This window comes from Phaeobacter sp. G2 (genome assembly GCA_025163595.1).
In the GTDB taxonomy this organism is placed as follows: Bacteria; Pseudomonadota; Alphaproteobacteria; order Rhodobacterales; family Rhodobacteraceae; genus Pseudophaeobacter.
The window spans coordinates 1,600,345-1,623,480 of the sequence record CP104100.1 but is presented as its reverse complement, the minus strand read 5'-3'; the positions used below and the strand labels follow the sequence as shown (position 1 = coordinate 1,623,480).

22 protein-coding genes are annotated in these 23,136 nt (G+C 60.1%); 10 read left to right on the top strand and 12 right to left on the bottom strand.

From position 1 onward, the window contains the following. Nucleotides 1–84 precede the first annotated feature (84 nt). Nucleotides 85–1,386, bottom strand: coding sequence for a sn-glycerol-3-phosphate ABC transporter substrate-binding protein UgpB (gene ugpB / locus N1037_07705; protein UWS80885.1), 1,302 nt, complete (start codon nt 1,384–1,386; stop codon nt 85–87). 135 nt (nt 1,387–1,521) lie between these two features. Between ugpB and N1037_07700 the strand changes: the two genes are divergently transcribed. After that, the gene (locus N1037_07700) at nt 1,522–2,430 is read left to right on the top strand and encodes a LysR substrate-binding domain-containing protein (GenBank protein UWS80884.1); all 909 of its coding nucleotides are present in this window, start codon (nt 1,522–1,524) and stop codon (nt 2,428–2,430) included. 23 nt (nt 2,431–2,453) lie between these two features. On the opposite strand, the gene N1037_07695 is transcribed toward N1037_07700, so the two are convergent. From N1037_07695 to urtA, 11 genes are all read right to left on the bottom strand, one after another. Then, nucleotides 2,454–3,467 carry a LysR family transcriptional regulator gene (locus N1037_07695; GenBank protein UWS80883.1) on the bottom strand — a complete coding sequence of 338 codons (1,014 nt, stop codon included), beginning with the start codon at nt 3,465–3,467 and terminating at the stop codon, nt 2,454–2,456. A gap of 30 nt (nt 3,468–3,497) precedes the next feature. After that, entirely contained in the window at nt 3,498–4,520 is a 1,023-nt protein-coding gene (locus tag N1037_07690) for an ATP-binding cassette domain-containing protein (protein ID UWS80882.1), read from the bottom strand. Further along, the gene (locus N1037_07685; GenBank protein UWS80881.1) at nt 4,520–5,509 is read right to left on the bottom strand and encodes an ABC transporter ATP-binding protein; all 990 of its coding nucleotides are present in this window, start codon (nt 5,507–5,509) and stop codon (nt 4,520–4,522) included. The genes N1037_07690 and N1037_07685 overlap by 1 nt, the downstream gene beginning before the upstream one ends. Nucleotides 5,510–5,514: 5 nt before the next feature. Beyond that, on the bottom strand, nt 5,515–6,459 hold the full coding sequence (locus N1037_07680) for an ABC transporter permease (GenBank protein UWS80880.1): 945 nt from the start codon (nt 6,457–6,459) through the stop codon (nt 5,515–5,517). Then, nucleotides 6,456–7,436, bottom strand: a complete 981-nt coding sequence (locus tag N1037_07675; protein ID UWS80879.1) for an ABC transporter permease — start codon at nt 7,434–7,436, stop codon at nt 6,456–6,458. Before N1037_07675 ends, N1037_07680 begins: the two co-directional genes overlap by 4 nt. 195 nt (nt 7,437–7,631) lie before the next feature. Beyond that, nucleotides 7,632–9,188, bottom strand: a complete 1,557-nt coding sequence (locus N1037_07670; GenBank protein UWS80878.1) for an ABC transporter substrate-binding protein — start codon at nt 9,186–9,188, stop codon at nt 7,632–7,634. A gap of 256 nt (nt 9,189–9,444) precedes the next feature. After that, nucleotides 9,445–10,140 (bottom strand): urea ABC transporter ATP-binding subunit UrtE, encoded by a 696-nt coding sequence (urtE, locus tag N1037_07665; protein ID UWS80877.1) that lies wholly within the window; start codon nt 10,138–10,140, stop codon nt 9,445–9,447. A 3-nt stretch (nt 10,141–10,143) separates the two neighbouring features. Continuing rightward, nucleotides 10,144–10,884, bottom strand: coding sequence for an urea ABC transporter ATP-binding protein UrtD (gene urtD / locus N1037_07660; GenBank protein ID UWS80876.1), 741 nt, complete (start codon nt 10,882–10,884; stop codon nt 10,144–10,146). Then, entirely contained in the window at nt 10,881–12,113 is a 1,233-nt protein-coding gene (urtC, locus tag N1037_07655) for an urea ABC transporter permease subunit UrtC (GenBank protein UWS80875.1), read from the bottom strand. Before urtC ends, urtD begins: the two co-directional genes overlap by 4 nt. Nucleotides 12,114–12,116: 3 nt before the next feature. Further along, nucleotides 12,117–14,102 (bottom strand): urea ABC transporter permease subunit UrtB, encoded by a 1,986-nt coding sequence (gene urtB, locus N1037_07650; GenBank protein ID UWS80874.1) that lies wholly within the window; start codon nt 14,100–14,102, stop codon nt 12,117–12,119. 56 nt (nt 14,103–14,158) lie between these two features. Then, complete coding sequence (urtA, locus tag N1037_07645) at nt 14,159–15,439, bottom strand: urea ABC transporter substrate-binding protein (protein UWS80873.1); 1,281 nt, start codon at nt 15,437–15,439, stop codon at nt 14,159–14,161. A 445-nt stretch (nt 15,440–15,884) separates the two neighbouring features. On the opposite strand from urtA, the gene N1037_07640 reads away from it, so the two are divergent. The 9 genes from N1037_07640 (at nt 15,885) to N1037_07600 (ending at nt 22,226) form a co-directional block, all read left to right on the top strand. After that, nucleotides 15,885–16,736 carry an urease accessory protein UreD gene (locus N1037_07640; GenBank protein ID UWS81326.1) on the top strand — a complete coding sequence of 284 codons (852 nt, stop codon included), beginning with the start codon at nt 15,885–15,887 and terminating at the stop codon, nt 16,734–16,736. Nucleotide 16,737: 1 nt separating this feature from the next. Then, nucleotides 16,738–17,040: an urease subunit gamma gene (locus N1037_07635; protein ID UWS80872.1), complete on the top strand. Its 303-nt coding sequence runs from the start codon at nt 16,738–16,740 to the stop codon at nt 17,038–17,040. Nucleotides 17,041–17,063: 23 nt separating this feature from the next. Beyond that, on the top strand, nt 17,064–17,651 hold the full coding sequence (locus tag N1037_07630) for a HupE/UreJ family protein (protein ID UWS80871.1): 588 nt from the start codon (nt 17,064–17,066) through the stop codon (nt 17,649–17,651). Nucleotides 17,652–17,665: 14 nt separating this feature from the next. After that, entirely contained in the window at nt 17,666–17,971 is a 306-nt protein-coding gene (locus N1037_07625; protein ID UWS80870.1) for an urease subunit beta, read from the top strand. Nucleotides 17,972–18,042: 71 nt separating this feature from the next. Further along, nucleotides 18,043–19,785, top strand: coding sequence for an urease subunit alpha (ureC, locus tag N1037_07620; protein ID UWS80869.1), 1,743 nt, complete (start codon nt 18,043–18,045; stop codon nt 19,783–19,785). Between the two features lie 10 nt (nt 19,786–19,795). Further along, complete coding sequence (locus tag N1037_07615) at nt 19,796–20,233, top strand: urease accessory protein UreE (protein UWS80868.1); 438 nt, start codon at nt 19,796–19,798, stop codon at nt 20,231–20,233. After that, complete coding sequence (locus N1037_07610; GenBank protein ID UWS80867.1) at nt 20,217–20,882, top strand: urease accessory protein UreF; 666 nt, start codon at nt 20,217–20,219, stop codon at nt 20,880–20,882. Before N1037_07615 ends, N1037_07610 begins: the two co-directional genes overlap by 17 nt. Continuing rightward, a complete protein-coding gene (gene ureG, locus N1037_07605; protein ID UWS80866.1) occupies nt 20,879–21,502 on the top strand; it encodes an urease accessory protein UreG in 624 nt (207 codons plus the stop codon). The genes N1037_07610 and ureG overlap by 4 nt, the downstream gene beginning before the upstream one ends. 103 nt (nt 21,503–21,605) lie before the next feature. Continuing rightward, a complete protein-coding gene (locus N1037_07600) occupies nt 21,606–22,226 on the top strand; it encodes a glutathione S-transferase (GenBank protein ID UWS80865.1) in 621 nt (206 codons plus the stop codon). Nucleotides 22,227–23,136 lie beyond the last annotated feature (910 nt).

Genomic DNA, 23,136 nt, shown 5'->3' with positions numbered 1-23,136 from the left:
GGTAGAGATGCGCCGCTTGCGGCGGCGCGCAAAACGAGACCATGCCGCCCGAGGGGCGGCATGGCTCAGATCATCACGCAGTGCTTATTTCGCGGAGCGTTCGAACTTGCGCAGCAGGGTGTTGCCACGCTCGGCCGCTGCATTCAGCGCGTCGGTTGCAGACTTGTCGCCTGCCCAAAGGGCTTCCAGCTCTTCGTTGATCACGTCACGCACCTGAACAAAGTTGCCAAAGCGCAGGCCGCGGCTGTTCGGGGTTGGTGTGTTCAGGCTCAGCTGTTTGATGGCGATGTCGGTGCCGGGGTTGGCTTCATAGAACCCCTGCTCTTTGGACAGCTCATAGGCGGCTGTGGTGATCGGCACATAGCCGGTTTCCTGGTGCCACCAGGCCTGCACTTCTGGCGAAGACAGGTAGGTCAGGAACTTGGCAGTGCCTTTATACTCTTCGTCCTCGTGACCGGCCAGAACCCACAGGGTTGCGCCACCGATAACAGAGTTCTGCGGTGCATCCGCCAGGTTGGTGTCCAGCGGCAGCATGGTCTGACCAAATTCAAAACCGGCCTGGCTTTTCATCGAGCCATAATAGGCAGAGGAGTTCATCCACATGCCGCATTCACCATTGGTGAACATCGGCAGGCTGTCGCCGCGACGGCCACCGTATTTGAACAGGTTGCCTTCGGTCATCGAGGCAATGTCGTCCAGACGGGCAGCAACCGCAGGGTTGTTGAAGTTGAACTCGGTGTCGAAACCGGCAAAGCCGTTTTCCTTGGTACCCATTTCCATGTTGTGCCAAGCCGAGAAGTTCTCGATCATCACCCAGGACTGCCAGCCAAAGGAGACACCGCATTCCATGCCGTTGTCGACCAGTTTTTGCGCCGCAACCTTCACATCATCCCAGGTTTCTGGAACCGATGCACCCGCCGCGTCCAGCGCGTCTTTGTTGTACCACATGACCGGGGTGGAGCTGTTGAAAGGCATCGACAGCAGCTCGCCTTCGGGGGTCTCATAGTAGGACACAACCGCAGGCAGGAAGGCGTCGCCATCAAAGGGCTCGCCGGCGTCTTTCATCAGCTGCTCGACAGGATAGATCGCGCCCTTGGCAGCCATCATCGTGGCGGTGCCGACTTCAAAAACCTGCACGATCTGCGGGTGTTCTTTGGCACGGAAGGCCGCAATCGCGGCAGTCATGGTTTCGGTATAGTTGCCCTTGTAGACAGGAACGACCTTGTAGTCGCTCTGCGTGGCGTTGAAATCTTCGGCAATTTTGTTGACGCGTTCGCCATTGGCACCGCCCATGGCGTGCCACCACTGAACCTCGGTTTCAGCAAAGGCAACACCAGCGGTCGAGGCCAGGATGGCCGACGTGCAAAGAAGTGATTTGATAGACATATGAGATCTCCCCGTTCATCTGATGCCCAAAGAGTGAGCAGAAACAGGCATAATGCAAGTGAAAGTTTTTTGACATCAGGCATAACACAATGTTATGAATAGCCTCAGATATTCCGCAAATTTGAGGCTAAGCCATTGAAATTCAAGCTGAGGCAGTTGGAGGCTTTTCAGGCCGTTGCGCAGACCGGGTCGGTCACCCGTGCTGCAAAAACTTTGGGCATCTCACAACCCGCCACCAGTCGGCTGTTGTCAGACTTTTCCAACTCGGTCGCGATCGAGCTGTTCCAGCGCAAGGACGGCATGCTGATTCCCACCAGCGAAGCGCGCTATCTGTTGTCCGAAGTTGGCCGGGTCTTTGACAGTCTGCGCCATCTCGAAGAACTCAACCGTGACTTGACGGATCGAACGGCCGGGCATCTGCGGATCGCCTGCCTGCCGGGCTTTGCCAGCTCCCATCTTCCCAAACTGCTCGCCAAGTTTCTGCAGCAACGTCCGGGGGTGAATCTCACGCTTGAGCCGGACCGCCCGGAGCGGATCCTTGAGTGGATCATAGGCGAACAATATGACTGTGGCATAACAGATGGGTTCACGGGCCATCCAGCCGTTGAGCACATTGATATTGCGATCAAAACGGTCTGTATTTTTCCACGCGGTCACCGGCTGGCCAAGCTGGAGCAGATCTCGCCGATGGATCTGGCGGATGAAAAAATCATCCACGCCCGCAAAGGCAGCCCGTTTTTCAACAGCCTGTCGCAGGCCTTTGCCGACCATGGTGTCTTGTTGAATTCCTGGGTCGAGGTCCGCCAGTTCTCAACCGCTTGCCTGATGGTGGCCGAAGGTCAGGGGGTTTCCGTTGTCAGCGCCCTGGACGCCGATCAGTTCAAATCAAAAAACGTCCAGTCCAGACCCTTTGACCCAGAGATCTCTCACTGGCTGTCCATTTTGCGGCCTGTCTCTGGCAGCAGGTCGCTGCTGTCGCTGGACTTTGTCGATACCTTTTTGGAAAGCCTACAGCCCTATATCGCCGAGACCGCGTCGCGCTAGCCCACGGGCGCCCAGCCTATAGCCTAGGACGCCGCGTCGGGGGTGTCTGGGTTGGGAGTGCCTAGGTCGTCGGGAGCGTCTGGGTCGGGGCTATCTGGGCAGGGGCTATTTTGGAGGGTTGCGGCATCAGGGGAAAGCGCCTGCATGTCGCGCCACAGGCGGTTCAGCGTCGGTTTGCTGTTCTCCTTGTCCCGGTAAAGCCGGATCTCCAGCGCGTGGCAGTGTTGCGGGCCACCAACGATCTGCATCCGCCCCTCTGCCAGCTCTTCCTTGCACAGCTCCCGTGGCAGCCACCCCAGGCCAAAGCCCTCGAGCACCATCGCCTTGACAGAATTGGCCAGCGCGCTTTGGTTCACCACCAGCATCTTGGGGCCGTCAGCATTTTGCCGCAGGGCGTGTTCCACCACCGAGCGCAGCGCCGAAACCGTGCCGTAGGACAACAGCGACACTGGTTTCTTGGGGGGGGCGTCAAAATGGTGCAGCGGCCCATCCGGCCCGGTTTTGGACACCGGCACAAAGCTGTCTTTGGTCAAGGTGATATAGTCACAATTCCCCAGCGCCAGTGGCGCCAGCGCATCCATGGACGGGTGCCAATAGGTCAGGATCACATCGCAATAGCGCTGCTGCAGGGCGGATACAAACTGATCCGCCGCCCAGCCGGTGGAGTTCAAATCAATCTCCAAGCCCCCCTCATCGACCATCGGGGCGATGTGGGTTTTGTAATGGGTCATGTAAAGCGACTGGGAGGTGGCGAAGCGGATGACATTTTCGCCAGCCGCATCAATGATCTGGCAGCGCTCCAGCGTCTCGTCATAGGTGCGCAGCATCACCCGCGACTGGGCGAGAAACACCTCCCCCGCCGGGGTCAGCGACAGCGGCAGGGTTTGGCGATTGATCAGTTTGACGCCAAACTCCTCCTCCAGCGCCCGAATGCGCCGAGAGAAGGCCGGTTGGCTGACATTGCGCTCTTCCGCCGCGCGCGAGAAATTCTTCTGCGCGACCAAAGCCTCAAAGTCTCTGAGCCAGGCTATGTCCACTGTGTCATTCCGTTCTGCGCCGTTTTGACCCTAGCCGTCCAGCCGGTCTTCTTCGACGGCATGGCAGGCCACCAGGGCGCCGTCTGGCTGCAGCTGGGGACGAGGTTTTTCATTCTGGCACCGGCTATTGGCATGGGCACAGCGACTTTCAAACGGGCATCCCTGTGGCAGATTGATCGGTGTCGGAATTTCGCCACGCAATCGGATGTGGTTGGGATGGTCGTCTTTTAACTGCGGAACCGCCGAAAGCAAAGCACGGGTATAGGGGTGCTTGGGGTTCTCAAACAGCGTCGCCGTGTCCGACAGCTCGCAAACCGACCCCAGATAAAGCACCGCAACCTTGGTGCCAAAGTGCTGCACCACGCTCAGATCATGGGTGATGAACAGATAGGTGAGGCCGCGCTGGTCCTTGGCCTCGAGCATCAGGTTCAGCACCTGCGCCTGGATCGACACATCCAGCGCCGAAATGGGTTCATCGGCGATAATGAATTCAGGATCCACCGTCAAAGCCCGCGCAATGGCGATCCGCTGGCGCTGCCCGCCAGAGAATTCATGGGGGTAACGCCCAGCCCAACTGGGGTCCACACCCACCGAGCGCATCACCTCCGCCACCTTGTCGCGCACCTCGCCCCTGGACAGGGCAGGATTGTGATAGCGCACGGGTTCCTCCAGCGCCTGCTGGATGGTCATGCGCGGGTTCAGCGATGCATAGGGGTTTTGAAAGATCATCTGCATCTTTTTGCGCAGCGGCATCATTGCCCGGCGCGAGCGATTATCAATGCGTTCCCCCGCATAGTGGATCTCACCACCGCTGGGCGTCAGCAGGCCTGCAATCAACCGGGCAACGGTGGATTTACCACAGCCGCTTTCCCCCACCACACAGAGCGCCTCTCCGGCGGCGACTTCCAGCGAGATATTGTTGACGGCATGGACTTCGCGCTTTTCCTGAACCAGCTTGCCGCCCTTGAATTTCAGGGTTTCCAGAAAGCCACGGTCCAGCTCAAAGCGCTTTTCCAGGTTGTCGATCTTCAACAGGGGCTGAGGCGTCGTCATCAGTTCATCTCCTCAGCTTTGTCGCTGTGCAACCGGTTGACCTCATGGCAGGCCACCTGAACATGGGTGTATTGCACCGGCTTTGGCGCCTCGGTGCGGCAGTGATCCTGCACATATTCGCAGCGCGGACTAAAGGGGCAGCCCTTGGGGATTGAGGTCAGCGAGGGCATATTGCCCGGGATCTGTTTCAACCGTTGGCCGGGTTTGGTCTGCTGCGGCAGCGCGTTGATCAGCCCCTGGGTATAGGGGTGCTGTGGGTCGTTGATGATCTCGCGGGTACGGCCAGCTTCGATGATGCGCCCGGCATACATCACCAGGGTGCGTTCGGTCATCTGGCTAACCACGCCCAGATCATGGGTAATCAGGATCAGGCCTACCTTGTTGGAGTCGCACAGCTCCAGCAACAGCTCCATGATGTCGGCCTGAATGGTCACATCCAGCGCCGTTGTCGGCTCATCGGCGATGATCAGCTGCGGATCCAGCAGCAGGGCAATGGCGATGATGATCCGCTGGCGCATGCCCCCCGACAGCTCGTGCGGGTATTGGTCCAGACGCTCCTCTGGCGACGGGATATAGACCTCCCGCAGCTTCACGATGGCGATCTGTTCCGCCTCCGCCTTGCTGAGCTTGCGGTGCGCCATCAGGGTTTCCACCATCTGCTGGCCAATGGTCAGCACCGGGTTCAGCGTCACCATCGGATCCTGAAAGATCATCGCCATCTGATTGCCGCGAATGCCGCGCATCTTGGCCTCGGACATCTCGGCGATGTCGTCGCCCTGAAACAGGATCTGGCCACTGTCAATAAAGCCAGGGCGGCTGAGCAGGTTCATCAGGGCAAAACCGGTGATGGATTTGCCCGCGCCGGATTCACCGACGATGCCCAGGCGTTCGCCCTTGGCCAGATCAAAACTGATCTGATTGAGAGCGGTTACGGTATTGTCGCGCATGGCGAATTTAACGCTCAGGTCGCGCACGGAAAGCAAGGACATTGCGCTTATCCCTTATACAGTTTGGGGTTCAGGGCATCCCGTAGCCAGTCGCCCAACAGATTGATCACCAGCACCAGAACCACCAGCACGATGCCGGGAATGGCGGTGATCCACCAGCTTCCCGAAAAGATATAGTCAAAGCCGGAAGAGATCAGCGATCCCAGCGACGGCTGGCTGGGCGGCATGCCCAGCCCCAGGAAGGACAAGGACGCCTCGGAAATGATCGCATTGGCCACCTGCACGGTGGAGATCACAAAGATCGGCGACAGCGAGTTGGGCAGGATATGGCGCACCATGATGCGCAGCGGGCCAAAGCCCAGCACCCGGGCGCTGTCGACATATTCCTTTTTCTTCTCGGCCAGAACGGTGGCCCGCACGGTACGGGCATATTGCGGCCACTCCGCCACGCCAATCACCGCAATCAGGAAATAGATCGCATACTGGTTGAAGGTCTCAGAGCCAAACATCGCCTGGGTCACCGCCAGAAAGATGATCGCCACCATCAGGGTGGAAAACGACAGCTGGATATCGGCCAACCGCATCAGCAGGCTGTCGATCCGCCCGCCCACATAGCCGGCAATCAACCCGATCGAGATACCAAGAAAAGCCTGCAGCCCCACCGCACAGATGCCAATCAACAGCGACAGGCGCGTACCATAGAGGATGGTCGACCATAGATCGCGGCCCTGATCATCGGTGCCCAGCATGAACTGCGCATCAGCCCCATCCACCCAAACCGGGGGGTATTCGCTGTTCATGATGTCAATCTGACCCGGATCATAGGGATCAAAGGGCGCAATCAGCGGCGCGCAAAACGACATCACCGCAATCACCATAAAGACGGCCAGCGACACCATGGCAACCGGATTGCGCCGGAAGCTATAGCCGATGTTGGAGTTCCAGATCTGCGCCCAGCGCGATGGTTCGACGGTGGTATTCAGGCTGCTCATGCGCCCATCCTCGCAAGATTGACGGTGGGATTGACCAGCCCGTAGATCAGGTCAACGATTGTATTGGTGACAACAAAGATAAAGCCAACAACGATGAGATAGGCGACGATCAGCGGGGTATCGACACGGTTCACCGCCTCCAGGAACATGAAGCCCATGCCCGGCCACTGAAACACTGTCTCGGTCAGGATGGTATAGGCCACCATGGTGCCGATCTGCACCCCGCCGACGGTGATCACCGGCAGCAAGGTGTTCTTCAGCGCGTGCACAAAATAGATCCGCCAGGGCCGGATGCCCTTGGCTTTGGCGTATTTCACATATTCGCTCTGCAGCACTTCCATCATTTCGGCCCGGATCAGGCGGACAAACAGCGGCAACATGATAGAGGCCAGCGCGATCGAGGGCAGCAGGATATGCATCCAGCCATCCACCGTGGCAAAATTGGTGTCCCAAGAGCCAAAGACATGCACCACGTCCCCGCGCCCATAAGAGGGAAACCAGCCGTATTCGACTGAAAACACATAGATCATCAGGATCGCCGTCAAAAACACCGGGATCGAAATACCAATGATCGAAATCCCCATAACCAGACGGCTGATGATCGTATTGGGATAGATGGCGGTGTAGACGCCCACCGGGATCGACAGGCCGATGATGATGACAGCGGCGCCCAGGACCAGCTCCATGGTGGCGGGCAGCTTTTTCAGGATCACATCCAGCGCCGGCTCTTTGAAGAAATAACTGGTGCCCAGATCACCCTGCAGCGCATTGCCGGCAAAGCGCAGATATTGGGTGAGGAAACTGTCGTTCAGCCCCAACTCGTCGCGCAGCTCCTGGCGAACCTCTTCGCTGACGGATTGTCCGACAAGCTCTCGCAGCGGATCACCAAGGTTATCCTGAATGGCAAAACCGATCAGCGAGATGACAAACATCACCGCGATGGCCTGGAACACGCGTTTCACAAGGTAAGCAAACATGCTTTGGCACCTTCCTGGGGCAATTGGTAGTGGGGTCGTTCGGCCTGGAACGAAGAAGAGGGCCTGAGACAAATGGCAAAGGGCATCAAACCTCGCCTCCCTGTGCAGTCAGGAAGCATACCCTTGGCAATCTGTCTTGGAAAGAAGCCGGAACAGGTCACCGTGACCCGCCCCGGCTGAAAGTTGGAACGTTCCTTAATCGACGACAAGGTCACCAAAGTAAGGGAAGTTCAGCGCGTTCACGATGGATTCAGCGTGAACACCTTTGCGCGCACCCCAAGCGAGGTTCTGCCAGTGCAGCGGGATGAAAGCGGCCTCGTCATAGAGGATGGTTTCCATCTGCTGCAGCAGCTCAGCGCGTTTTTCAGAATCGGTTTCCGAATTGGCCTTGGCCATCAGCATGTCAGCTTCTTCGTTGCAGTAGTTGCCCGAGTTATACTGCCCATTGCCGGTTTCTTCATTGAAGCAATGGCTCAGGAACTGGTGGAAGTTGGCCGAGTCTTCGGTATCCGAGTGCCAGCCGATCATCATCATATCTGCTGCGCGCTCGTCAAAGGCGGGCCAGTACTGGGCCTTTGGCATGGTCTGCAGGTCAACCTTGATGTTGATCTTTGCCAGCATCGAGGCAACCGCCTGAGCGATCTTGTCGTCGTTCACATAGCGGTTGTTGGGCGCCATCATGGTCAGCTCAAACCCGTCGGCATAGCCTGCTTCGGCCATCAGTTCCTTGGCCTTGGCAACGTCAAAACGTGGGGTCAGATCAGCATTGTGACCCAGATAGCCAGCGGGGCTTGCCTGGGCGCCAACGGTGCCAAAGCCACGCATGATGCGATCGACGATACCAGCATTGTTGACGGCATAGTCGATGGCCTTACGGACGCGGGCATCTTTCAGCGCTTCGACACGGTCCTGGTTCATCTGGAAGGTGATGATCCGGGTGCCGGGCATGGTGATCAGATTGGTGCCTTCGTTTTCGTCAACACGGGCCAGATCGGTGGGCGGAACCGGCGCGATGAAATCAACATCGCCCGACAACAGGGCGGCCACACGGGTGGGGCTTTCCTTGATCGGGGTCAGGATGATCTGATCCACGTTGCCAGCGGTTTCGGTATCCCAGTAGCCTTCAAAACGGTCAAAGACCATCTTTACGCCCTGCTCCCGCGAGGTGACCACAAAGGGGCCGGTGCCGGAGACATTGCGCGAGGCGAAGCTGTCGCCGTGCTTGACCAGCTCAGCGCGATCCTTGCCGTCGTCAGTGGTGCCCGAATAGAACTTGCTGTCCATCGGGAAGATATAGGTCACCGTGTGCAGCACCAGCGGATAGGGCTCCGAGGTGATCAGATCAAAGGTATTATCGTCGATCACTTTCACATCGGTGAACAGGCTGAAGATCCCCTTGAAGTCGGGGCTTTCTTTCAGGCGGTCAAAGGTCCAGTCGACATCCGCTGCGGTCAGCATGTTGCCAGAGTGGAACTTTACACCTTCGCGCAGGTGAAACCGCGTGGTGTTTTCGTCGATCTGCTCCCAGCTGGTTGCCAGGCGGGGCTCAAACTGCAGGTCCTGGGTCCAGCGGACCAGCGGGTCAAAAGACATATGCGAGAACTGCAGCGTGCCCCCGGACAGTTGCTCATGTGGGTCCAGTGACACCGGATCGGCGTCATAGGCGACTTTGACTGTGACTTCGGCCTGAGCCACGGCGCCAAAGGCGAGCGACATCACACCAGCCGCAGCGATGCGGATAAATTGGTTCATTCTTCCCTCCATGTCGGACGCCTTGGTTGGCCTCCTGAAACAGTGAGAGATACCTAAGCCATGGCGCCCAACAGGGGCCAATGCCAATTTCAAATCACCCATGCAAATCCGGAATAGAGCGCATATCGCGCAGGCGCCAAACAGCAAACAGCGCCCTGCATGCAACGATGCAAAGCGCTGTTCTGAATAGGCTATACTCCAATCAGGACGATGTGCCCCCTGCCTGCCCCCGGCGTCTGCGCTGGCCGATCCACCGCTAGACTGAGACTTTCGGCAGCACCTCTTCGCGGCTGGTGCTGGCCTTGTCGCCGTCAAAGATCACCTCGCCCCGGCGCAGCACCACGATGTGATCTGCCAGCTCATAGGCAAAATCAAAATACTGCTCCACCAGTACAATGGCCATGTCGCCGCGATCGCGCAGCAGCCGGATCACTTCGCCGATCTGCTGGATCACATTGGGCTGAATGCCCTCGGTTGGCTCATCCAGCAGCAAGAGTTTGGGCCGGGTGATCAGCGCCCGTGCAATGGCCAGTTGCTGCTGTTGCCCACCGGACAAATCGCCACCGCGCCGATCAATGAAATCCTTCAGGATCGGGAACAAATCAAACAGCTCATCCGGGATGTGATGGTCGGATTTGGGCAGACAGGAAAACCCGGTTTCCATGTTTTCGCGCACCGTGAGCTGCGGAAAGATCTCGCGCCCCTGCGGCACCACAGCGACGCCCTTTTGCGCCAATTTATGCGCGGGCATCGGTGGCAGTTCTTCGCCATCCAGAACCATGCGCCCGCCCGAGCGCTGATGCTGGCCACAGATCGCCCGGATCAGGCTGGTCTTGCCCACCCCATTGGTGCCCATCACACAGGTCACCGCACCCGCCTTGGCCTCTAGCGAGACCCCATGCAGGATTTGGGAGTGACCATAATGCAGGGTGAAATCGTCGAGTGTCAGCATTTCTCAGCGCCCCAAATATACATCAATGACCTGGCTGTTTGCGGTCACGTGATCCAAAGAGCCTTCCGCCAGAACCGCCCCCTCGTGCAAGACCGTGACGCGGCAATCCAGCCTGCGCACAAACTCCATGTCGTGTTCCACCACCACCACGGCGCGGGTTTTGGCGGCCTCCACCAGAATGGCAGTGGTTTGCTCGCGCTCAGCCGGGGTCATGCCAGCGGCCGGTTCATCCACCAGCAACAGGCGCGGCTCTTGCGCCAGCAACATGCCAATTTCCAACCACTGTTTCTGCCCGTGGCTCAGCTCGCCGGATTTACGCCCCAGCGCCTCTGACAGGCCAATCTCAGTGGCCAGCTCATCAACCCGCGCCAGGTCGGCAGCGGTGGCACGATAAAACATCACCGCAAAAGGGCTACGGTTGGAGCGCAGCGCCATCAGCAGATTTTCCAGCACTGTCTGGTCCTCAAACACCGTGGGTTTCTGGAACTTGCGCCCAACGCCCTCGCGGGCAATGCGGGCCTCGCTCATCCCCAAAAGCGAGATATTGCGCTCGCCCCAGGTCACCCTGCCCTCGTCTGGTTTGGTCTTGCCGGTGACGATATCCATGAAGGTGGTTTTGCCCGCCCCATTGGGACCGATGATAGCCCGCATCTCTGCCTGGCCAATGGCAAAGCTCAGGTTGTTGATTGCCTTGAACCCATCAAAGCTGACGGAGACACCAGAGACTTCCAGAAGCATGCTCATTCATTCGCCTCCTTTTCGCGCAGGGCGCCGGCGCCCGGTCCCAGATCGGCACCGTGACGGTCGGGTCGACGCCGCTCGCTCCACAAATCAACCAGCCCACCAATGCCGCGCGGCGCAAACAGCGTCACCAGAACAAAGCTGAGCCCCAGCACAATGAGCCACCAATCGACCCATTTCAGTGTGTAAAAGCCAAGATTCACATCCGGCGCCTGACCGCCGGTAAACCAGGACGACACCAGGCTGACAAATATGGCGCCGATCACCGCACCGTACAGCCGGCCTCGGCCACCAATGGCCACCCAGACCGCCAGATAGATCGAGGCAACAGGGGCAATTTCCGCCGGGTTGATAATCCCCGCCTGCGGATAATACAGCGCCCCGGCGACACCTGCGATAATGGCGGTGACGGTAAAGATGAACAGCTTGTAGCCCTCAACCGAGTAACCAAGAAAGCGCACCCGCGCCTCGTTGTCGCGAATGCCACGCAGCACCGAGCCAAACTTGCCCGAAACAATCCAGGCGGCAAACAGATAGCCCAACGCCAGGGCCGCCGCCGAGGCCCAGAAAAACCAGATCGACATGGTGGCCTGTGGCACATGATCCAGCCCCGGCAGGTTTTGCAGGCCTGACAGCCCATTGTTGCCGCGCAAGCCGCTGTCGTTTTGAAACAGATACAGCGCCAGCCCCAGGGTCATCGCCTGGGTCAGGATCGACAGATACACACCGGTGACGCGCGAGCGGAAGGCCAGCCAGCCAAAGACCAGCGCCAGCACACCCGGCACCGCCACCACCAGCACAAGCTGCAGCAGCAGACTGTCAGCAAACATCCAGATCAGAGGGAACTCGCTGGATCCCACCACGCCGAAGATCTGATTGCCAATGGCATCGACAACCTCGCTCTCGGTGGCGGGGATCGGGGCCTCGGCCAGCGACGAGACAACAATCGCTTGGGTGCGGGCATACATCAGCCACATGCCGATCATGTAGCCGCCCAGGCCAAAGAAGGCAAAATGGCCCAGCGACAGGATACCCGTGTAGCCCCAGACCAGATCCATCGCCACCGCCACCAGGGCCAGACACAGCGTCTTGCCCAGGGTTTTGACAAAGCTGGTGGAGATCACCCCGGCCCCTGCCCCTTCGGCCAACAGGGTCACGCCCAGCACGAACAGGGCCAGCACAGCCAGAAACACCAGTGTCGAGGGGTTACGTTTGAAGAAAGTGTCGGACATCGCTTAATCTCCCGCCGCCCGGCCTTTGAGGGCGATGATCCCTCGTGGGCGAAATTGAATGAAGACGATGATAAAGACGATCATATAGGTCTGTGCGGCCAGGGTGTTTGACGGGTTCAGCCACTCGACGCCCTTTTGGAAGAAACCAATCATGGTGGCCCCTGCCAGGGTGCCCCAGATGTTGCCAACGCCGCCAACAACCACGGTCATAAAGCTTTGCACGATGTAGTCCGAGCCGAGCTCTGAGGTGACCTTGGCAAACAGCCCGATGGCGACGCCCGCGATGCCGGCAATGCCGGACCCCAGCCCAAAGGTGAGCATATTCACCCGCTCCGGGTTGATCCCCATGGACCCGGCCATGGCCCGGTTCTGCGTCACCGCACGGGTTTCCAGCCCCAGCCGGGTGCGCCGCATGATGAACAGGAACACTGCCAGAAAGATCAGGGCCAGCATGAAGATGGCGATGCGAATATAGCTGATCGACACCACATCGTTGATGATCCAGGCACCATCCAGCCAGCCCGGCGCGGTCAGCGGGCGCGCCTGGGTGCCAAAGATATTCTTGGCCAGCTGCTGCAGCGCAATCGAGATGCCAAAGGTGGCCAGCAGGGTCTCTAGCGGGCGATTGTAGAGCCAGCGAATAACCAGCCGCTCCATCGCCACCCCGGCGGCAAAGGTCACCGCAAAGGCCAGCGGCACCGCCACCAGGATCGACACCGTATGGTTGGGGATCACCTGCTGCACCACATAGCCGGTATAGGCGCCCATCATGATGAATTCCCCATGGGCCATATTGATCACCCCCATCACCCCAAAGGTAATGGCCAGACCAATGGCGGCGAGGAAATAGATCGAGGCCAGCGACAGCGCATCCAGCGTCAGGTCCACCGTCTGACCAATCGCCACCTGGGTGGAAATGCTTTTGAGCGCTTCGCTGGCTGCACTGATAATAGCCGCCGCAGGTTCATCGTAGATTTCGGCAAACACATGCGCGTTCAGGCTCTGGGTGATTTGTTCAGCACTGACCAGCGCCGGGGCCAGTTTGGCTGCAACCAGCGCCCCGTAGGCACGGGTCCGTGCGTCCTCTTGGCTCAACTGCGCCAACGGCACCCCGCCGACCCGGCCGCCCTCGATATGGGCTGCCAGCGTGGTGCGGATCTCATCACTTGAAACACGGGCCGGGGCCAGTTTGGCCGCAACCAACAGGTCGTAGGCCGCATCCTGTGTCAGCGCGTCCTGCCCCGGTTCCACCCGGCGCGCGACATTCAAGCCCGCAGGGATATCCCCGGCAAAGGCGCGCAGCTGGGTCGAAACCAGCGGGTTCAGCGTCGCCCGCACATCCAGCCCCAGATCCCCGGACAGGGATTGAATAGTGGCGACGCGACGGGTCTCATCCGTGTCATAGGCAATGGTCAAAAGCTGCTCAATGCGGGTTTTTCGCGCTTTCAGAACCGGATCTGTCTCGCCGGGGATCGAGGCGCGCAGCGGCGCAAGCAGCGCGCCAGCGGGGGCGCGCTCAATGGCCAGCAATGCTTCCTGGCGGCGGGAAGGATCCGGGTCCGACAGCTGAAACTGCACCAAGGCGGTGGCGATCAGGGCCCGAATGCCGCTGTTGGGTTTGATCTGTTTCAGATCCGATTTGGCCGCATCCCCGATGGCCTCTCCGGTATCAAAATCAAACAGGCGATAGCTTTTGCTTTCCAGCTTTTCGCCGCGAAAGAACAGCCCGTCAGACTTGCGCATCCACAGGGCCTTGACCTGCCAGGCCTGCAGCACCGCCTGCGCCTGGGGCAGCCCGCTGTCAGCGATCGCTGCAATCGCCGGGGCAATGGTCTTGCGTGAGCTTTTAAGGATCAGCGCGCTTTGCTCTTGTAAGAGGCTCTGCATTGCTGCCGGTTGCGTCAAATTTGTCTGGGGGGAGACCTGCTGCGCCAGGGCAGCAAGGCTCGATAGAAGGACCAGAAGGCCCGCCAAAAAGGAAGTTCTCATGATGCTGGTGCCTTCAATGTCCCGCAGAGCCGAGGGGCCCTGCGGGACTGTTACGATCAGTAGTTCGAGTTCAGCTGAACGCAGGTTTTGGTTTCGGTGTTATACATGCCGCAACCGATGTCTTTCCAATCAGACATCAAAACCGCACTGTCAGGCAGGAAGTCGGTCCAGGCATCGCCGGGGACTTCGGTGGTCTGGCTGATGATGTCAAACTGGCCGTCTTCCTGGATTTCACCAATCAGCACTGGCTTGGCCAGGTGGTGGTTGGGCAACATCACAGCAGTGCCGCCGGTCAGGTTGGGGAATTCCTGCCCATACATGGCCGTCCGCACCGCATCCACATCGGCGGTTTTTGCCGCTTCCACCGCATTCACCCACATGTTGAAGCCAATGTAATGGGCTTCCATCGGGTCATTGGTGACGCGCTCGTCGCCCATGGTGGTTTTCCAGGAGTCGATAAAGGCGGTGTTGGCCTCGCTTTCAGCCGACTGGAAGTAGTTCCAGGCCGCCAGGTGGCCTACCAGGTTCGAGGTATCCAGACCCGACAGCTCTTCTTCGCCAACCGAGAAGGCAACCACGGGGATGTCATCCGCCGAAATACCGGCAGCGGCCAGTTCTTTGTAGAAACCGATGTTGGCGTCGCCATTGATGGTGGAAATCACCCCAACCTTTTTGCCGTCTGCGGCCAGCGCCACAACATCTGCAACGATCTTGGACCAGTCAGAGTGACCAAAGGGGGTGTAGTTCACAAAGATATCTTCGCTGGCGATGCCCTTGGACTGCAGATAGCTTTCCAGAATGTTGTTGGTGGTGCGGGGGTAGACATAGTCGGTCCCCAGCAGGGCAAATTTTTCAACACCCAGCTCTTCGAGGAAGTAATCCGTCGCCGGGATCGCCTGCTGGTTGGGCGCCGCACCAGTGTAGAACACGTTCTTGGAGCTTTCTTCGCCCTCATACTGCACCGGGTAGAACAGCAATCCGTTCAGCTCTTCGATCACCGGCAGAACCGATTTGCGGCTGACGCTGGTCCAGTTGCCAAAGATCACATCCACATCATGCACCGTCAGCAACTCGCGCGCCTTTTCGGCAAACAGCGGCCAGTCGGAGGCCGGATCGACAACAACGGCTTCCAGCTCACAGCCCATGACACCGCCGGCAGCGTTCTGCTGGTCAATCAGCATCAACATGGTGTCTTTCAGCGTGGTCTCGGAAATCGCCATGGTTCCGGACAGAGAATGCAGCACGCCCACTTTATACGTGCAATCCGCTGCCAGAGCTGGCGTGCTGAGGGCGGCGACAGCAGCTGTGGCTGCCAAAGTGGTTTTTAGATTGATCATGTTTATCTCCCGGCGGAGGGGGTCGGGGGTGCTTGCGTCAACGCGCCTCTTTCCGTACCCAGTCCCCGCAACCTTTGTTGCACCCGTGTGGCGGCCGGTCAGAGCTGCAATTCGTCTGGTCGTCACACACCCTTCAAAAACAATTGCTCCTGGCAGGCACATACAGTGCTTCTGCATCGCAGCAATTGAAGCAACGTGCGGCGCCGAGTTTTCCCGCGCCATACTGCAAAATGATCAAAAATTGGGCTGTACGGCGCTCTGCGCGCTAAAAAACAGGCAATGCGTTTTTCAAAAGCGGAATTTTGCAAGTTTTTGTGGAGCCTCCGATCGGAACTGCCGAAAAAAAAGGCAACCGACTTGCGGCTGACATGCTGCTGTCGCCCGAAAGATCCGGCCTGAAGATCTGGCCAAAGGATCTGACCCGATAAAGGAGACCGGCATTACTCTGACCGCCGACATATCGCAGCAAGCCGCCCGGCCTGTGCCCCCTGCCCGCCCCAGCCAACCACGGGCGCAGGGCGCTGTTGACCTTACGGTCAAGCAGACGTCGCGGGGGTCGGTGCTGCGGGGGCTGCGGCAGTCTGGCTCGTTCAGGTGCTTGTTTCCACGAATAAAAACCACAAGCCTCGAGGCGGTGCTGATCAATACGGCCGGTGGCATCACCGGCGGCGATGACATGCGGATCACTGCCGGTGTCGGGGCCGGTGCTGCCTTGACCCTGACCACCCAGACGGCTGAACGCGCCTATCGCGCCCAGCCCGGTGAAGTGGGGCAGCTGCAAACCAAACTGAACGTCGCCGCAGGGGGCCATGTGAGCTGGCTGCCGCAGGAAACCATTCTGTTCCAAAGCTGCGCCCTGTCGCGTCGGCTCGATGTGGATCTCGCCGCCGATGCCACCGCCCTGCTGGTGGAGCCGCTGGTCTTTGGCCGCCTGGCCATGGGAGAAACGGTGACACAGGGGCGCTTTCATGACCGGATTTTGCTGCGCCGTAATGGCACCGAGCTCTACCGCGACGCCATTCGCTTTGACGGTGACATGCAGGCACAGCTGGACCGCCCGCATGTGGCCGCCGGGGCCCGGGCGCTGGTCTCGGTGATCTATGTGGCGCCGGATGCCCGCGGCCAGCTGGCCCCCTTGCGGGCCATGTTGCCGCCCCAGGCCGGGGCCTCGGTGATTGGGGATGACCTGTTGCTGCTGCGCATTCTCGCCGCTGACGCCTATGAGCTGCGCCGCAGCCTGATCCCGATCCTGAACCGCCTGACACAGGGCACCCTTCCCCGATGCTGGATGATCTGACATGAACCTGACCCCCCGAGAAAAAGACAAACTGCTGATCGCCATGGCCGCAGAGGTGGCCCGCCGCCGCCTGGCGCGCGGCGTCAAACTGAACCATCCCGAGGCCATCGCCCTGATCACCGATGCGGTGGTCGAGGGCGCCCGTGACGGCCGTTCCGTCGCTGACATGATGGAGGCCGGCGCCGAGGTCATCAGCCGCGACCAATGCATGGAGGGCATCGCCGAGATGATCCATGACGTGCAGGTCGAAGCCACCTTTCCCGACGGCACCAAGCTGGTGACCGTTCACAACCCCATTCGCTAATGTCCCATTTGGAGAAGCCCAAGATGAAACGACTGCTTGCTCTCACCCCAGCCCTCACCCTCACCGCTGGTCCTGCATTGGCCCATCTAGATCCGACCGAGCATGGCTCATTTGTTGCGGGCATGAGCCACCCGGTGTTTGGCGCAGACCATATCCTGGCCATGGTCGCCGTTGGACTGTGGGCGGTGATGCTGGCCGACAGGTCAGATGACCGTCGCGCCTTGGCAGCGCTGCCGGTCGCCTTTGTCGCTGCGATGGCTGCGGGCTTTCTGCTGGCAATGGCGGGTGTTGGCCTGCCTTTCGTGGAGCCGGTGATCCTCGCCTCTGTGTTGGTCCTTGGCGGTCTCTGCGCACTGGCCCTGCGCCTGCCGCTGACAGGCGCTGTTGGCGTGACCGCGCTTTTTGGCATGTTTCACGGTCACGCCCATGGGGCCGAACTGGGAAGCGCTGAGGCGCTGCCCTATCTGGCGGGTTTCGCCATCGCAACCGCGCTGCTGCATGCTGTGGGTGTTCTGGGCGGGCTTGGCCTCGCACAGCGGGCACCGCTGGCCACCCGCCTTCTGGGCGGATTGGTCGCCGCAGCAGGCACCACACTGATGATTGCAGGCTGAGGAGGGAAAAAGCCATGATCCCCGGAGAAATCATCCCCGCCGCAGGCGATCTGACCCTGAATGCAGACCGTGAGGCGGTATCGCTGATGGTGGCGAACACCGGCGACCGCCCGGTGCAGGTTGGCTCGCACTACCATTTTGCCGAAGCCAACCCGGCGCTGGAGTTCGACCGCGAGACCGCCCATGGCCATCGCCTGGACATTGCTGCGGGCACCGCCGTGCGGTTTGAACCCGGCCAGCGCCGCGAGGTGCAGCTGGTGCCCTTTTCCGGTGCCCGGCGGGTCTTTGGCTTCAACCAAAAGATCATGGGCGCGCTCTGACCGCTGCTGCCCCCTCTCAGGCGCGTGCCACTGCGCCCTACACCAAACTGTTTTGCTGAGGTTTCAACCCCATGCCCACCCAGATTTCCCGCGCCGATTACGCCGCCATGTTTGGCCCGACCACCGGCGACAAGCTGCGCCTTGCCGATACGGACCTGATCATCGAGGTCGAGCGCGACATGACCGCCGAGCGCGCCTCGGGCTCAGGAAATGCGCCGCTCTATGGCGAGGAGGTCAAATTTGGCGGCGGCAAGGTGATCCGCGATGGCATGGGGCAATCCCAGGTGACCCGCGCCGCTGGCGCGGTGGACACGGTGATCACCAATGCGCTGATCATCGACCACACCGGAATCTACAAGGCCGACGTGGGCCTAAAGGGCGGGCGCATTGCCAAGATCGGCAAGGCAGGCAACCCTGACACCCAGCCCGGAGTGGATGTGATCGTTGGTCCCGGCACCGAGGTGATCGCTGGCGAGGGGCGCATTTTGACCGCAGGGGGATTTGACAGCCATATCCATTTCATCTGCCCGCAACAGATCGAAGACGCGCTGCATTCCGGCCTCACCACCATGCTGGGCGGTGGCACCGGCCCGGCTCATGGCACCCTGGCCACCACCTGTACCCCCGGCCCCTGGCACATTGGCCGCATGTTGCAATCAGCCGATGCCTTTCCCATGAATCTGGCCTTTGCCGGCAAGGGCAACGCCGCGCTGCCCGCCGCCCTGGAAGAGCAGGTTCTGGGCGGCGCCTGCGCGCTGAAACTACATGAGGACTGGGGCTCGACCCCCGCCGCCATCGACTGCTGTCTGTCGGTGGCCGACGCCTGGGACGTGCAGGTGATGATCCATACAGATACCCTGAATGAAAGCGGCTTTGTCGAACATACCGTCGACGCCATCAAGGGCCGCACCATCCATGCCTTTCACACCGAAGGCGCAGGTGGCGGCCATGCGCCGGATATCATCAAGATCTGCGGCGAAGAGCATGTGCTGCCCTCCTCGACCAACCCGACGCGCCCTTTCACCGTGAACACGCTGGAGGAACATCTGGACATGCTGATGGTCTGCCACCATCTGGACAAATCCATCCCCGAAGACGTCGCATTTGCCGAAAGCCGCATCCGCCGCGAAACCATCGCCGCCGAAGACATCCTGCACGACATGGGCGCGTTCAGCATCATCGCCTCCGACAGCCAGGCCATGGGCCGGGTCGGTGAAGTGCTGATCCGCACCTGGCAAACCGCTGATAAGATGAAGAAACAGCGTGGCCGCCTGGCCGAGGAAACCGGCGACAACGACAATTACCGGGTGCGACGCTACATCGCCAAATACACCATCAACCCGGCCATTGCCCATGGGATATCCCATGAAATCGGCAGCCTGGAAGAGGGCAAACGCGCCGATCTGGTGCTGTGGAACCCAGCGTTTTTTGGCGTCAAACCCGAAATGGTGCTGCTGGGGGGCTCTATCGTGATGGCGCAGATGGGCGATCCCAATGCCTCGATCCCGACGCCACAGCCGGTCTATTCCCGGCCGATGTTTGGCGCCTTTGGCCGCGCCGTGGAAAACGCGGCTGTCACCTTTGTCTCGGCGGCCGCGCAGGACGCTGGCATCGGCCAGAACCTGGGGTTGGCGAAACAAACAGTGGCGGTGCAAAACACCCGCAACATCGGCAAGAAAGATCTGCTGCTGAACACTGCCACCCCGGTGATGGAGGTGAACCCCGAAACCTATGAGGTGCGCGCCGATGGGGAGCTGCTGACCTGCCAGCCCGCCGAAGTGCTGCCCATGGCACAACGCTATTTCATGTTCTGAGGAGGCCACAATGGACCTGCCAACCGCCCGCGAAGTGATCCACAGCCACCATGGCGACGACCAGGTGACGCTCACCTATGATGCACGGTTTTTGCGCCGCAAGGTTTTGACCGCCACCTCTGGGGCGCAGTTCCTGGTGGATCTGGCGCAGACGTCCTCTGTGGGTGGCGGGGATGCGTTCAAGCTCTCTGACGGGCGGCTGATTGAGGTCATCCCCGCCACTGAAACCCTGCTGGAAGTCACCGGCGATCTGCCCCGGCTTGCCTGGCATATCGGCAACCGCCATACCCCCTGCCAGGTCGAAGACAACAGGCTGCTGATCCAGATGGACCATGTGCTGCGCGATATGCTGGAAAAACTGGGCGCTGATCTGCGCGAGGTCGAGGCACCCTTTACCCCCGAAGGCGGGGCCTATGGCCACGGACGCACCCATGGTCACAGCCACTAGCGCCCAGATCCTCACCCTCAGCCAATGGCTGTCACCGGCCTATCCGGTAGGCGCCTTTGCCTACAGTCACGGCTTGGAAGCGGCTGTGGACCAGGGCTGGCTCCGCGATGGCAGCGATCTGGAGACCTGGCTACAAGAGGTGCTGGAGCATGGTGCCGGGCGTTCGGATGCGCTGTTTCTGGCCGCCGCCTGGCGCGCGAATGCGGCCGCTGATCTGGTCGCTGAACTGGCCGCGATCGACGCCACCGCCTGTGCCTTTGCAGCGTCACAGGAACGGCTGTTGGAAACCCGCCAGCAAGGCCGCAGTTTTGGCCTTGTGACCGAGGCGATCTGGGGTGCGCAGCTTGCCGGGCTCACCTATCCGGTGGCACTGGGGGCGGCGGCGGCGGCTGAGCGCCTGCCGCTGGAGCTGACCCAGGTGATGTATCTGCAGGGGTTCTTGTCCAATCTGGTCGCGGCGGGCCAGCGGCTGCTGCCGGTGGGCCAGACCCAGGGGCAGCAGATCCTGCAGCGACTCAGCTGCCGCCTGCCCACCATTGCGGACCAGACCCGCGATGGCGATCTGAGCCAGCTGTCAGCCACCGCCTTTCTGGCCGATATCGCCGCGATGAAACACGAAACTCAACGATCAAGGATATTTCGCACATGACGAGCCCCAATGGCCCTCTTCGTATTGGCATCGGCGGACCGGTTGGCGCCGGCAAGACCACGCTGACCGCAGCCCTGGCCGAAACCCTGCGGGACAAGCTTTCCATTGGTGTGATCACCAATGATATCTACACGCAGGAAGACGCCGAGGCGCTGGTGCGCATGCAGGTGCTGCCCTCGGACCGGATCATCGGGGTGGAAACCGGCGGCTGTCCGCACACCGCGATCCGCGAAGATGCCTCGATCAATCTGGCGGCGGTGGCTGAAATGGTCGACCGCCACCCGGAGGTCGAGGTCGTGCTGATCGAAAGCGGCGGTGATAACCTGTCGGCCACCTTCAGCCCCGAGCTGGCGGATCTGACCATCTATGTGATCGACGTGGCCGCGGGCGAAGAAATCCCCCGCAAGGGCGGCCCGGCGGTGACCCGTTCGGACATTCTGGTGATCAACAAGACCGATCTGGCCCCCCATGTGGGCGCCAGCCTGGAGGTGATGGAGCGCGACGCTGCGCGCATGCGCCAGGGGTTGCCGACCTATTTCACCAACCTGAAGGCCCGCGTCGGTGTCGATGAGGTCTGGCAAGAGATCCGCAACATTGGCGGCCTGCCCTCGGCGGCGTAGCCCCCGCCATATGCGCAGCTGACCCAACGTGACACTGGTGCTGGGCGACAAAGGAGGTCAGCCTGTGAGACAGGACACAGCACCACTGGGTCAGGAGGCCAGCATGTTTACCGTACATCATCTCAACAACTCACGTTCGCAGCGGGTTCTTTGGCTGCTGGAGGAACTGGGGCTGCCCTATGAGATTGAACACTATCAGCGCGATAGCGTGACCAATCTGGCGCCCCCTGCCCTGCTCGCCAAACACCCCTTGGGGAAATCCCCCATGCTGGAGGTAGACGGGCGGATCATCACCGAAAGCGGCGCAATTGTTGACTATCTCTGCGCCGGCTTTGGGCCGCAACTGGTGCCCGACCGCGACACCGACGCCTATATCAGCCATCTGGAGCTGATGCATTTTGCCGAAGGCTCTGCGATGACGCCCATCCTGTTGCAGCTTTATGTGGGCAAACTGGGCGAAGCAGGCGCGCCGCTGGCACCGCGTATCACCCAACAACTGGAAAGCCACTTTGTTTATATGGAGAGCCTGCTGCGTCCCTCGGGGCATTTTGTTCAGGATGAGCTGTCCGCCGCAGATATCATGCTGAGCTTTCCCGCCGAAATCGCCATCGCCCAGGGCCAGGGGAAAAACCTGCCAAAACTTGCGGGCTTTGTGGCCAGTATGCAGGCGCGGCCGGCCTATCAGCGGGCGCTTGAAAAAGGCGGCGCCTACGCCTTTGCCTAGGGTCAGGACCGATTGTTTCTGAGCTCCAAGCCCTGGTGTGCCGGGCCTGCTTGGGGCTCGGCTTCCTGCCTTTCATCTCTGGCCACAGCAGTCCCCGGAATCCGGGAGACTGCACTACCGTGCACTCTGACCCTGCGTTTGGCTAATTTGCGCCAGCACTCGCAAAAGTTGCAACCAATCCCTTAGGCGGTCAGCTGACCCGGCGCTTTAGATTCTGCTGATCCGGTTTGCCCAATCATCCCCAACGCCGATGCGCTCTGTGTCACTGGCACCGCCAAACGATCTAACGGCTCTGGCAGGTTTCGCCCCCTCACCCGCGCCTATAATTTGAACACAAAGCCTGGAATGAACACGAAGAGCTGAACCGGGCAAACCCAGCGCGGCGGGTCAGGCGCAGGGTCAGCCCAGCCGCCGTGCAGAACACGGCCCCCTCCTGCAGGGTCTTGCGGCTAAATCAATTTGCCCCCGGTGTACCAGCCTGTCGTGCAACAGATTTAGCCTCCCTGCGAGTGTTCCCAGCAGGTCGCTGTCTACCGCGCATCTGGTCAAACGGAACCGATCTGCACTGCGCAAACATTTCTGCGCGGCCACCACAAACCGTCGCGTGGAAAAATTTTTCCTTTGGTTTTATTCAATTACCACTTTACCCGCAGCCTTGCTGCACTGCCCATTGATGCTTTTTGCACGAGGTGCGCCCCCATCAGGATCCTCAACAAAGCGCGTGGTTGCGATTGACGGGCTTGATCATGGGGCACCCAAAGGGCAACACTTAACGAAAGATGGAAACACGGTCCTGCTTTCGGTGCGAGGTATTTCTACCACCCTGTGCCGATTAAGGGACCGCTCACCTTTTAATCCTACGCTGCGCGCAGGAGTTCGTGTCTATTTTAAGGGGTTGTTAACGGTTGCT